Consider the following 12543-nt stretch of genomic DNA (forward strand, 5'->3'; position numbering starts at 1 on the left):
GCTAATAGACAGCGTTTTTTGCACTGGTATGCTAAATCCTCATAGATTTACACGTACGGTAGGGGAGACATGCAACTTAATATGAAACCATTTAATAAAGAGCCTAAACATGTTCTTTACTCGAGAGGTCAGTTGATTGAGTCAGAAGATGTTGATCAAGAAAACGCGTTAGCGCAGTTAGCCATTGTAACCAGTCGAACCACCGATCAGGTTCGGGAAAGACTGTTGTGCGGAGAGCGTAAAAAGATAAAAAGCAGCGCTTCTTTGAAGCAGTTGATTCGGCTACAGCAGAAGTTGGAAAACTGTGGTTTAGATGCGTACATCAAGCTTGATGACAAAAAGTAAGTCGGTACTGCGCGGGTCACCTTTGCCCGGCTTACTAGCACCTTCATTGATGTTCCGTTAAACCAACTAGGTTAATTTGACATAGACGTTAAGGATAACTGAGCAGTTAATTATCGATCGACTAAATCCACCATTCCCGTCCTATTGCTGGGAAATCACTTGGTAGCGGGGGCAGGATTTGAACCTACGACCTTCGGGTTATGAGCCCGACGAGCTGCCAGACTGCTCCACCCCGCAACATCAAGTGGACGCGTAATATGGAGAAAAACGCGAACAATAGCAACTGTTTTTTCAATTAGTTTTGCTCAATGACTAAATTGGCTAATACGGGGAGCGTTGGTATTGGTAACTTTGCCTAAAGTTTACCAATGTATCGCCGCTATAAGGCGGACAGTCTTTTTATCTTAAGGCACCAAGGATGAGTAATCTAACCGTATTGCCAGCCTGTTCTACAGCGGTAACTCTACGATCGTAATACGGTAATTATCTTTGTGCGCAAGTAGAATTGTGTTGATCTGTGTGGCACGCTGCTGGTTCTATTGATTTTGAGTGCTTCTTATTAGAATAATCGCTGATTATGATTCTGACTGGGCTGACTGCATTTTTCGTTTTTCTCTTTATCTATGATTTGGTCAAATCAGATAAGCCATTCAAGCATTACGACTCTTTCGATATTGGTTATCTGATTGTCATCGCATGTTTGGCACTGGTTTGTGCTAGAACACCGTTTAAGTTCTGGCAGCTTGAAAATTCATTGTCAATGCACGCATCTACTTTCTCTCAAAGAGAGGGCGTGACGGTGAGTTGTACCTCAGTGTTTGATTCTATTTTCGATCCGTTTGATATTAGCCGAGCAGGAACGGCGTATGTGGAAACCGGAGAAATCATTTTTCACCATGGATGGTGTAAGAATTTTATGGATTACATTGACGATCCGTCAGAACCTTCAGATCGTGCATTGTTCAGTATGCATGTATTCACCCACGAAGTGATGCACATTCGAGGTGAATTGAATGAACGTAAAACGGACTGTCAGGCGATACAACGAAATCATTTACTTGGAAGGCAACTTGGGGTCGATGATGACATCGCTAGGCGGAATGCCGTCGATTACTATAAAAGGCTATACAAAAAGCACCCCTATTTCAGCAAGGAATGCGCACCAGGCAAGGCGCTAGATGAAAACCTAATGGACTCGATTTGGCTCGAGCTATGAAAACATCATTTGTTAAACAAACCGGTAGTTGATAAATGTATTGACAATAATGTATCCAATGAAACATAATTGTTTCATGAATATACGGTTAAGTTCCAAAGAAGCCATCATTGAGGCTGCATTTCACTTGTTCAAGGAGAATCCTCGAGCAAGTCTGGCTGAAATTGCGAAGTATGCTGGTGTGGGTAGAGTGACGTTGCATCGACACTTCTCGGGTCGTGAAGATCTAGTCATTGAGTTGGGGAAGATTGCGTTGACTGAAATGGATGAAATCGCTGAGCAGGCTGCCAGTGGAGCAAGTAGTTATACGGATGCTTTAAGACTAATGATGTTTGCTTTAGTTCCCTTAGCAGATCGTCAGTGGTTTTTAACCAATCAAATCTTTGATGGAAGCTCTGATATTCAGAAGGAAAGCCAACGCCAGCTTGAAGAAATGAAAAGTGTTATAGATCTTGCAAAAAAAGAAGGCGGGCTCAATAGCGCGCTTCCGTCTCCTTGGATCTGTGAAACTTTTGATGCCTTACTGTACGCCGCATGGGAGATGGTGCGAACCGAGCAATTAACGACCCTTCAAGCCTCAGAGCTTGCCTGGGGCACGTTTATGAATGGAGTCGGCAGTGAGTAGCGAACTAGCAAGCAAATTTGTTTCTGACTTGGGAACGGATATTGATGATGTCTTCTTTCTATTTGGCTGCGCGATTCTCGTTATAGAGATTCTGAAGTCTTTGTTTACCGGCACATTCAAGTGGAGAGGTGTTGCCGATATGCTGGCGAATGTCTCAACTCAAATACCGTTTTTATTGGTTGAAGTGTTTGTCTTATCAGCCGCTTACTATCTCTACCTAGCAATACAATCAACGTTTATATTCTGGTCGTTCAGTCTCAGTTGGGGATCAGTTATAGGGGCGATTATTGTGGCCGACTTTCTCTATTACTGGGAGCATAGGTTGGCGCATGTGGTGCGTGTGCTATGGATTAGCCATGCGGTTCATCATTCTTCTAGATACATGAATATCACGACTGGCGTGCGCTTTGGTGCCTTTGAGGGAGTATGGTCGATGCTTGCCTTGCTACCCATGGTGTTGATTGGATTTCCTCCGGAACTGATTGTTTTTGGCTCGCTAGTTGTTCTGGCCTACCAAACGTGGATCCACACTGAGTTGATTGATCGCCTTGGTGTCTTAGAATCATGGATCAATACGCCGTCTAATCATCGGGTGCATCACGGGAGTGACTCACTCTATCTTGATAAAAATTTTGGCGGTATTCTAATTATTTGGGATAGGATTTTTGGTACCTACCAAGCTGAAATTGACACGCCTAGGTATGGCTTAGATAAGACCTTTGATAGCGTGAATCCGCTTAGGGTCTGGTTCTCAGAATTTCCTCAGTTCTTTAAAGATATAGCGCGTTCCGATAGCGCTAAAGAGGTTTTTATGAGGTTCTTTGCAAGACCGGAGTGGCAGCCTAAGACAGATCTCGGTCAGCTCGGGCTAACGGCCGATGATGAATCGAAATCTTAACCAAGCTGATGCATTTGGTTCGTAGTGTGCATAGCAATAGCCCTTTACAAAGGGCTATTGTTTTTCAATTTCACACTTCAGAAGTGACCGAGTAGGTTAGTACCGCTTGATCTCGATTTTTGACCTTGATCGGTTCCATCTCAGTCGCCTTTACGCGCAGTTTGATGTCTTCATAGGTTGATAAACTGACGAGTACGCCACCGGGTTCGCACGCTTGTTCAATTCGAGCGGCCACGTTTACGTTGTCGCCAATCACGGTGTAGTCCATCCTTTGTTCTGAACCCACATTGCCTGAAATCACTCGCCCTGAGTTGATACCAATTCTGATTTCTACAGCCGCAAGATCAGGGTCTATGTCGCCCCACGTTTCGCGGTCCTTGTGAACCGTTTCTTGCATTCGCAGACCAGCACGAACCGCCGCCATGGCCTGCTCCGCGTCATTATCCGTGAAGACAGCCATGATGCCATCACCGATAAACTTGTCGACAATACCGCCCTCTTCTTCAATTATGTTCGACATGGCGGTCATATAGAGGTTTAAAAAATCAACCACCTTTTCAGGCTCCAAGCGTTCGGATAATCGAGTGAATCCAACGATATCCGAGAAAAGTATGGTGGCTCGGACCACCTTCCCGCCTAAGGCAATTTTTTCTTCTCGACTGTGGGAAATCTCGTCGACCACCTGCTTGGGGATGTAAGCCCCTAATTTTTGTTTCTGAACCCGCAGGCGTCTTTCATTATCCAGCGACACTTTCAGGTCGTTGGCGTAATTGCTGACGTCGGAATATAAGCGAGAATTTTCGATCGCTACACCAGCCTGTACCGCAAAAGACTCAATTAGGGAAACGTCGTTGTCATCAAAGTGCTCAACGTCTTGACGGTTAACCAACTGCAGCACGCCAATAATCTCTTCCTTATTAACCAGCGGTGTGGTGAGTATTGAGCGTGTGGTGAAGCCAGTCGCAGAGTCAATCTCCTTGTTAAACCGCGGGTCGTTGTATGGGTCGGTAACCACCTCAGTCGAGCCGGTTTTAGCCACGTGACCGACAAGACCTTGACCAAGCTCTATTCGTTGTCCCTTAAGTTCGTTCGAGACACTGCCCTGAACAGAGTGAAAATAGAGGTTATTTTTCTCTTTGTCTAACAGCAGTATCGAACTTGCTTCAACGTTGACCACGTCTCGACTTTTATCGAGGATAGTATCCAAAATTTGGTCCACGTCACCGACGCTGCTCACTGCCAATGCCACTTCAGACAGTGCACGGCGCTCAGCCAGCTGCACAACCAATTGATCCCGTTGTTCTTCGATTGATTGGGTAGCCTTTTTAATGCGGAGATTCAGGTGTCTGATGATCAACCAAGAGATCAGCACAACCGTTAGGATGATCATTAAGTAGAGGCAAAGACGGTAAAATTTAGCGCTCTCTAACGCAAAGCTATACCATCGGTGGTATTCATCTGCAAAACTCGACAGTTCAACGGTCACCGGAATCGACATTAGTTCTTCAATCAGAGAGTCAACGCCAGGTTTAACACGCAGAATCGTTTGACCTTGAAGGCTTAGGTCTTCTATGCCGCTGATTGGATTAGTACTCGATTCATTGCTCCCAGATAGGTAGCTTTGCCCGGCAGCATCCAATCTTACGATCTGATTCTTAATGGAAAGGCCGAGCGCGGGGTTTGTGTTTAGGTTAAAGAGCAATACATCGCGCAAGAGAGCCTGTATGCGTTTTGTGATTGGTTTGCCTTGTTCAAATTCGTTCAGGCTATCGATTAATTCTTGACTTAAAATCGGGTAATAGACAATGGACGTCTTTAAATTCGCGTTTTCCGCCATGAAACGCTCGATCAACAGTTTTTTCCTGTCCATCACTTCATGATAATTGGCTAGGATGTCGTTCAATATGGCTTGGCCTTTCTCTGAGATGTACTCAGGTGGTCTGGCAATAATGGCATTCAGACGATTGATCGACGCCAGTTCTTGATTGACTCGGTCTACACTGGTCACAGTGCCATTGCGCAATCGAAGCAGATGTTGGTCAAGTATGGCGTCGCTGGCTTGTAAATAGCGAATGCTCTCGACGTAACGTTGATGTTCACGCGTATCGTCTATGGCCTGAGACTTCCAAAAGAAGAAACCTATCAAAATTAGGCCAATCAAGATTACGGCGTATCCAAGTAAATACTCGGTTTTGTTGCTCATAGTTTTTTACCGCTTTGATCGAAGGATCCTAGGGACAATTTTGTGCCGTTGTATTCGCCTGTGAGGCTATTCAAGAAGCTGACCAGCAACCGTTCTTCTTCGGGTTGAAGGCGGCGCCCTAATTGATAGTTGACCATAGTTTGAACTGCATCTTCTAGTGTTGCTGCGCTTCCATCGTGAAAGTACGGTGCCGTTAATGCCACATTGCGCAGGCTTGGAACCTTAAAACGATGTCGATCAAATTCATCACCAGTGACGTTAAAGCGACCCATGTCATGCACATTCAGGTCGTCTCTGTTCGCGAAGTAGTCTTTCTTTGCGCCCATTCTTTGGAACATGTTTCCACCTACGCCTTGCCCTTGATGGCATCTGACACACCCTAATTCTTTAAACAGTTGATAGCCTGCCAGTTGATCTTTGGACAACGCATTGGGTTCGCCCTTAAGATGCCTATCAAATGCAGAGTTAGGGGTGATCAGAGAACGCTCAAATTCAGCGATTGCGTGGCTGATTGAGACTTCGTTTATTCCATCAGGGTAAGACGCGGCAAATTTAGCGGGATAGTCCGCGTGCGCTTTTATGCGAGCAATTACCTCAGGCCAGTTCGAGCCCATTTCCAACGGGTTTTCGATTGGACCGGTAACTTGTTCTTCTAAGGTTTTAACGCGGCCATCCCAAAACTGAACAAAATTCAGGCCGGAATTGAACACAGTAGGAACGTTAATTTGCTGTATTCCGCCAGAAATACCAACTGACATAGGGAGCCCGTTACTGCCGCCTAGGTCTAACCTATGGCAGGTAGCGCAAGAAACAGAGCTGTCATTAGATAAAATTGGGTCGCTGAACAGCAGTGCTCCGAGGGCAACTTTAGCCTGATCTAGCTTTACGTTGTCTGAGATGGGTATGATAGGCCCGGTGTATTCCTTTTCAGGCTTCTCGATCGTTTGTGTTGAAGTTAGTTCTAATTCAACGTCGGGTTCTTCCGGGAAAAACGAAGTGGCTAATACTAAGGCGGCAACTGCAACAACAATGAGAGAAAGAACGAATTTCACACGAGTCTCCTTACATACCATATGTCTAATAATGGGGGGAATTATAGAGTATGTTGGCTTCTAGTGGGGACAAAACAGATAATAAGGCCGATACCAGACGTTTCAGCACGCCCTAATTTTAAGCGGTAGGCACAATTTAGAGGAGAAATATTTATGAGAAAGACAGCGATGCTGCTCATTGCACTTTGTCTAAACCAAGTGAGCCATGCGGATATTCAGTCTTCATCCCAATCGCATTATGTTCTTAAGCATGAGGCCTATAGTGAGCTCCCACCCGAGGCAGTGTGGAAGAAGTTAATAACCCCTTCGAGTTGGTGGCATTCGGATCACACTTATTCTGGTGATTCCGAAAACATCTCTTTTGATGCTCAAGCTGGTGGATTGTGGAGAGAAGATTGGCAGGGGAACAGTGTATTGCACGGACAAGTTGTGCTGGTGAATAAGAACAAAACACTGAGGCTAAATGCGCCATTTGGCCCCTTGCAAGCACTCGGAGTGAATACCGTTTGGACCATCTCATTGTCCGCCACGGGTTCCGGAACAACCATTCGATTCGACGAAGTTTGCAATGGAACCCCTCATTCTAATTTAGGTGATATTGCCAAGGCGGTTGATTTTGTCAAAGAGCAAGCCATTCAACGACTCGCGGAATCTGAAAAGCACAGCGCTGATCGTTAAGTACATTATTGCGGATCGCTCCATTGTATGTCAGAGCGTACTCCTCCCAGATTGAGCAGTGAAGGAAGTTCATCGAATGTAAGATTTGAATTTATAAACACAGCGCAGGATAGGCTTAGAAGTACCGTAATCCAAAAGGTGATTCTAAACGATAATTTTTTAGTTTTGTGCCTTAGTGACTGTTGGGCGATTATCGCACCAGGCCAACCGCCGATCAGGCTTAAAAAATGCAGTGTGTTTTCGGACACGCGCCAATCATTAGATTGCGCTGCTACTTTATCCTTTTGATAGGCACTGTGTGTTACTAAACTGAGTAATAGCTGCCAGCCAATGAGCAACAATAAACCTGTTTTGCTTTGGTGGTTAATTAAAATCCAACTCAGGTAAATAGGCAAGACGAGCAAGCCGCCAAACCATCTTTTTGGAGAAGCTGGTGAGCTGCTCTTTTTAGGTTTTCTATCAATGTATTGGATGTCGAGCGCTCGGGGTCGCCCTTTTGGGTCTTTACCAAGCTTGTATTTAACGTGTTCCCCCACCTTGGGGGCTGGGTGTCGCTGACCAAAAGAGGTCACGTGCGCAAAGATCACCTTGCCGCCTTTGATGGGTTCGATAAAGCCATAGGCTTTTTCTGAATTCCAAAGAAATATTTTTCCCTTTCTTAGCAATGTGCTCTCCTTGACAGCATTATTCTCTGCGCAAATGATCCAATGACTAGTCGTTTTGCGCTAAGCGCTCTACGTGCATCCAAACTCTGAGTAGGTTATCACCCAGAATTTTTTTAATGTCAGAGTCGGAGTAGCCTTTATCCATTAGACCTTGAATTAAGTTCGGGTAGGTTGATACATCTTTTAGGTTTATTGGCAACGAATCTCCCACGCCATCGTAGTCAGATCCTAGGCCCACATGATTGATGCCGATAAGATTAACCGCATAATCAATGTGCTCAATGACGTGATCTAAATTTGCGTAGGGAAACGGCGTGTGTTTTCTATAATCGCGTTTGAATTCGGCCGCTTCGTTAGAATTCTCGCCATATTTGGTTTCAACTTCCTTAAGCTTTGATGACCGTTCATCAGACCATTTTCGCGCAACGGGATCCACAAAGGTAGACCCAAAGTTGATCATAATCACTCCGCCATTTTTGGCCAGTGCTTTGAGCATTGAGTCGTCCATATTCCGTTCAAACCCAGGTGTAAACTTACGCAGAGATGAATGTGATGCTATGACCGGTGCTCGGCTTTCCTTGATAGTGTCATAAAACGCATCGTCAGAAACATGTGATACATCGACCATTATTCCAAGTCGATTCATTTCTTTTATAACGTCTTTGCCAAACGCGCTGAGACCGCCCCATTGGCGATTTTCGTCGTATGAAGAGTCAGAAATCAGGTTGCTTTTTGAGTGCGTGAGCGTGATGTATCTGATGCCGCGATCGTAAAAGGCTTGAAGGTTTTGTAGGTCGCCTTGAATAGGAGCGCCATTCTCCATGCCCAATGGCAACGAGAGCAACCCCTTTTTAAATTGAGCTGTTACTTCAGCAGGTGATGTTGCGATCGCAAATTTATCGGGTGAACGACCGACAATAGCTTCAACATGATCAATGAGGTGATGCGCACGTAAAGTTGACGCATCGCTTCCATCAAGGCTTGCTGGAACATAGATTGACATAAACGGCGCGTTTAGGCCCCCAGCAATAGCTCTAGGGTAGTCAAAGTCGCCCTCCGTTGTTCGTTGACTGACATCTACCCAGTTATCGTATATCCGATAAGGCACGTCGACATGACCGTCGATGATAATTGAAGTCCTTGCAAGATCTCTTGCTTTAGGTGAGACAGTGACGGGGTTTTCGGAAGCATGGCTGCTAATACAGCCCGAAATAATCGACGTACACAAGAGCGATCGTATTAAAAATTTTTGCACTGCGATTACCTTTTCATTTTATTAGCTGAATGAAAAATACAATAACAAGGTAGGGTAGCCTAAGGCAATGCTGGTTTTAGAGATACGCCGTGGATCCTTATCGCTCGTAATTCAGAGCACCGTAAATGGATTCGCGAACTCGACGCTCTTCGTCTGCCCTGTTATCCAAAAAGTAAACATCGGCTAACTTTTGGAGAACGCTGATTCTTTCTTTCTGATATCTTAGTGCGGACAAGTATTTACGTTCCGCTCGCTCTAAGTTCAATGATAGTAAAGCCGCATCCCCCGCACGTTCGATCCAAAGCTCGGAACGAATTTCAAAGTCAGCCAACAACTCAATGATCTCCTGCGCATAGGTTTCAGCTTCCGTGTATCGTTTTTGCCAGAGCAATGAGAAATAGTATTGTTCTGCAATGATAAGCCCCTCAGCTTTAGGGCTCCATGTGAGCTCCGATCTGAGTTTTGCTGCTGCTGGATTACGCAACCAACCAAGATCACGCATCAGAGATTGACTGCTGGATTGGTCCAACTCAATCGAGTTAGCCACTGAGCTGAGGGCGTTTTCGCTGTTATCGATTCGATTAAATATGAATCCGGTTGCCGCCGAGGCAATTAACCAACGCGTATCGTTAGGCCAGTGAGATTGCCCTAAAGAGATTGTTGCTTGTGCGGCGTAATGCTGAGCATTATTCGCATAAGCGATCGCTAAGCTCAATTGTGTTGCTGGGGTATTTCCTATGAAGTCTCGCGCGTCTTCAAGTTGCTTTATCGCATTTGAGTAGTCGTCCTCTCTGAGTAGACGGCACCCATCTGCCCATTTTGCTATGCCGGTTAGAAGCGTTGATTCATGACGAAAACTGGCTAAATAGTCTGGTGTTGGTGATGAAAGCAAAGACTGAAATACTTCCAAATTACTTTTGAGTTCATCAAATCCGTCGGTATTGTAGATATCTAAAAAATCATAGGGCACCTTTGCAGGTAAACAAAAATCGAGGTTCTCTATTGTCTTGTGATAGTCGTTCCACTTATCAATAAATAACGCTCTTCGCCCTGGCGCTAATAGTGGCTTTGGTGAGTCAGCGTAGTCAGTTCGCAGTGCAAAATTATCGATGTATAGGTTTGCGTTTCCTTGGTCTTCAATGTCTCCAATGAAAGAGTATTTATTGACACTTGAATTTTTTGCATTGATAGGGTTTTTTTGATCTTTTAAGTCAATCAAAGTAAGTCCAAACTCATCATTTATTCGAAGCGAATACTCCCCTTTAGTGATATCCAGTGAAATTTCAAACCAGTACCATTGATAAGCGGTTAATGTGAAAAGTCGTTTTGGAATACTGTCTGAAAGATGACGGAGTGTGCCTGCGTCGTTGATGAGCCAGAATCCCAAGCCGTCTTTCGACAAATTAAAATGTCCGTCACCCGCCATGGCCACGTTAAACGGTTCTTCAGGGGCTGGAGTCATTAGAGCAAATCCGATCTCTACAATGCCTCCATCGACCCGTGGAAAATAACCTTGAAACTCAGGAAATGATCCGTTGCTGAGGCGGTCTCGAATATGTAAGGAGTAAGCACCACGGAATGCGTATTCAGAGCTCAGAGATACGTCTGAGCTTGTGCGTTCAAACAGTTCAAATGTATCTGGGCCGCTAGCAATGTCTGTGGTTTCAAAGTTGTAGAAAATATCTACAGTGCCAAATTCACCTGTTTTAAAACCCGTTAGGGCTAACCCAAAGACGAACGCGGCGAAAATCTTGAGCTTCATAAGTTTTGTTCATACTCGGTTAGCCAAAGGTTCCACCTTTCAATTGACTTGTTTCTGTTGCTCAGTGTGTCGGCTGCGACAAAACCTTTGGTCTGGCCGGTGTGAATTTTCAAGGCTAAAATAGACGAGGATCGGACCTGCTTTATTTCATTGCTCAGTCCTCCGATCAAACCACTGATGATGTTTAGGCGTTGTTCAGGTGAAATGTGCACAAAGTCAGAAGCAAGTGCGCATGCGGCTTTATCACGGACAAATGGGCTTGGGTCGTTCTCAAGATTGTGGAGGAGTTTTTCGATTACTTTATTACTTTGAGTGCTCTTGGCAATCCCCCATTGGACTTGAACCTTTAAGTACGGGTCTTTTGCATCCAAATCATCCATTAACGCGTCTTCAATTTCGGTGCTTTGCCAACCCAGGCGCCAGAAGACATGGGCAATCCTAGATTTCTTACGGGTGTCGGCGGATTCTCGATATAACTCCGTCAGTATGGGTATTGCGCTGTATCCAAAGTGCTCAATATCTTCAACAGGGATACGATCAAGTGCCAAAAGCGCGTCGATGGCGTTTTTATTTCGAGATTGTGTATCTGGGTCAAGCTCCATTTTTTCAGGTGCCACCTTGGCCTGTGCCATTGAACGAAGTTCACTTGGGCCGTTGAGTGCGTCAGCTCCCGTTTTAGCTGGCTCGTAAACCCACCATCCCGCTACAGCTAATGCCAAGATCACAGACAGTAATTTTTCTCTTGAGCTCACACTAGTTCCCTCAACTGGTTACCCTTGAGCACGAGTATATAGATAAACTCTATAAGACTTAAGCGGAGGCTGCTAAAAGTCAGTTTGGTCTAATGGCGTTTTAGTGCGACTGACTCAGCGAGGTGATTCTGTCTATTTGTAATAGCTTGTAATGGATGCAAGGAGTCAGTTTCGATTTAATGCTCATCTCGGCAATGGATCATTTTCATTACAGGTGATTCCTTGTGAGTCAGCAGCAGAACACGACGACTGAGCCGCAGCCAGGTGCGCAAACAGGCGTGATACCTCCTAGATATTGCCAATCAATCCTTATAAACGAGTTACTTTCGGAGATCTATTAATGAGTCAATCCAGTGTACCAAAATCAAGCTTTCCAAGCGATGTTCAAGCAATTTCGAAGTCAGTGGCTGCGTCACTGCAGATGTTGGATGAAGTGCAATTTCGTCGCTTACACGCCACAGCGCAGTTGGCGGAAGACATCATGAACTCAATGATAGAGTTGGTTGAAAAAGCCAATCAGTTATCTTCCGGGTCTCACGATTCTAAGACCCTGAAACTTGAGGCTGATGACGCTAAAGCCAAGGCGAAGATAGCCAATGATGAAGCTGAAAAGTCGGCTAAGGAACAGCTGGCAATGGTGACTGAAAAAAGTACAGAGCTCGCAGAGGGTTCCTTAGAATTATCGGCTTCCCATGCATTGTCAATGGCGTTTGAGAATGCGGTTGTTTCACAACAACAAGTAAATATTCTTTCTCAGGCCGTCTTAACTCAAGGTATTCAAAGCCTGTATTCGGTCGTCCCAGCAGCCACAGGCCTTAATGAGAGTGAGCGAATTTCTGATTCGGCTAGCAAGAAAAGTTCTCCTCGTTCGAAAAAATCTTAGCCTATAAAAAGCCTAGCTTAGTCTTGATCTTATTAAATCGGTAGCAAGCTCGCTTGGTAAACCTTGGCGAGTTTCACCGTGTCACGCCGCCGAGTTTATGAGCGAATATAGACCACGACGATGTTAGTAATTACGAAAACAGGGTATAGTTAGGCGTGTGGAGGAAGACTTGTAGAGGAGGTTGACTTATTCATGTTAAACCTTTTGAC

General features: G+C 45.1%; 12 protein-coding genes and 1 tRNA gene. 6 read left to right on the forward strand and 7 right to left on the reverse strand.

Features of this window, described 5'->3' with window-relative positions; all coding sequences use genetic code 11:
- Positions 1 to 81: 81 nt before the first annotated feature.
- Positions 82 to 345 (forward strand): hypothetical protein, encoded by a 264-nt coding sequence (locus ABWW54_RS03120; RefSeq protein WP_353410012.1) that lies wholly within the window; start codon positions 82 to 84, stop codon positions 343 to 345.
- A 160-nt stretch (positions 346 to 505) separates the two neighbouring features.
- Here ABWW54_RS03120 and ABWW54_RS03125 read toward each other — a convergent pair.
- Positions 506 to 582 (reverse strand) — tRNA-Met (locus tag ABWW54_RS03125).
- A 340-nt stretch (positions 583 to 922) separates the two neighbouring features.
- Here ABWW54_RS03125 and ABWW54_RS03130 point away from each other — a divergent pair.
- From ABWW54_RS03130 to ABWW54_RS03140, 3 genes are all read left to right on the forward strand, one after another.
- Positions 923 to 1561: a hypothetical protein gene (locus tag ABWW54_RS03130; protein ID WP_353410014.1), complete on the forward strand. Its 639-nt coding sequence runs from the start codon at positions 923 to 925 to the stop codon at positions 1559 to 1561.
- 76 nt (positions 1562 to 1637) lie between these two features.
- On the forward strand, positions 1638 to 2186 hold the full coding sequence (locus ABWW54_RS03135) for a TetR/AcrR family transcriptional regulator (RefSeq protein ID WP_353410016.1): 549 nt from the start codon (positions 1638 to 1640) through the stop codon (positions 2184 to 2186).
- A complete protein-coding gene (locus ABWW54_RS03140; protein WP_353410018.1) occupies positions 2179 to 3084 on the forward strand; it encodes a sterol desaturase family protein in 906 nt (301 codons plus the stop codon). The genes ABWW54_RS03135 and ABWW54_RS03140 overlap by 8 nt, the downstream gene beginning before the upstream one ends.
- 70 nt (positions 3085 to 3154) lie before the next feature.
- Here ABWW54_RS03140 and ABWW54_RS03145 read toward each other — a convergent pair whose 3' ends face one another.
- Entirely contained in the window at positions 3155 to 5287 is a 2133-nt protein-coding gene (locus tag ABWW54_RS03145; RefSeq protein WP_353410020.1) for a DAHL domain-containing protein, read from the reverse strand.
- Positions 5284 to 6339 (reverse strand): cytochrome-c peroxidase, encoded by a 1056-nt coding sequence (locus ABWW54_RS03150; RefSeq protein ID WP_353410022.1) that lies wholly within the window; start codon positions 6337 to 6339, stop codon positions 5284 to 5286. Before ABWW54_RS03150 ends, ABWW54_RS03145 begins: the two co-directional genes overlap by 4 nt.
- A gap of 153 nt (positions 6340 to 6492) precedes the next feature.
- Here ABWW54_RS03150 and ABWW54_RS03155 point away from each other — a divergent pair, with 153 nt between their 5' ends.
- Positions 6493 to 7017 carry an SRPBCC family protein gene (locus ABWW54_RS03155; protein WP_353410024.1) on the forward strand — a complete coding sequence of 175 codons (525 nt, stop codon included), beginning with the start codon at positions 6493 to 6495 and terminating at the stop codon, positions 7015 to 7017.
- Positions 7018 to 7022: 5 nt separating this feature from the next.
- On the opposite strand, the gene ABWW54_RS03160 is transcribed toward ABWW54_RS03155, so the two are convergent.
- The 4 genes from ABWW54_RS03160 to ABWW54_RS03175 all read right to left on the reverse strand — a co-directional run bounded on the left by ABWW54_RS03160 (position 7023) and on the right by ABWW54_RS03175 (position 11451).
- The gene (locus ABWW54_RS03160) at positions 7023 to 7682 is read right to left on the reverse strand and encodes a DUF1294 domain-containing protein (protein ID WP_353410026.1); all 660 of its coding nucleotides are present in this window, start codon (positions 7680 to 7682) and stop codon (positions 7023 to 7025) included.
- A gap of 46 nt (positions 7683 to 7728) precedes the next feature.
- The gene (locus tag ABWW54_RS03165; RefSeq protein WP_502907748.1) at positions 7729 to 8937 is read right to left on the reverse strand and encodes a dipeptidase; all 1209 of its coding nucleotides are present in this window, start codon (positions 8935 to 8937) and stop codon (positions 7729 to 7731) included.
- A 97-nt stretch (positions 8938 to 9034) separates the two neighbouring features.
- Positions 9035 to 10699 (reverse strand): tetratricopeptide repeat protein, encoded by a 1665-nt coding sequence (locus tag ABWW54_RS03170; protein ID WP_353410028.1) that lies wholly within the window; start codon positions 10697 to 10699, stop codon positions 9035 to 9037.
- Positions 10696 to 11451, reverse strand: a complete 756-nt coding sequence (locus ABWW54_RS03175; RefSeq protein WP_353410030.1) for a HEAT repeat domain-containing protein — start codon at positions 11449 to 11451, stop codon at positions 10696 to 10698. Before ABWW54_RS03175 ends, ABWW54_RS03170 begins: the two co-directional genes overlap by 4 nt.
- 340 nt (positions 11452 to 11791) lie before the next feature.
- Between ABWW54_RS03175 and ABWW54_RS03180 the strand changes: the two genes are divergently transcribed.
- Positions 11792 to 12334: a RebB family R body protein gene (locus ABWW54_RS03180; RefSeq protein WP_353410032.1), complete on the forward strand. Its 543-nt coding sequence runs from the start codon at positions 11792 to 11794 to the stop codon at positions 12332 to 12334.
- Positions 12335 to 12543 lie beyond the last annotated feature (209 nt).

Origin of the sequence: Arenicella sp. 4NH20-0111 (genome assembly GCF_040366405.1) — a bacterium.
GTDB lineage: Bacteria > Pseudomonadota > Gammaproteobacteria > Arenicellales > Arenicellaceae > Arenicella.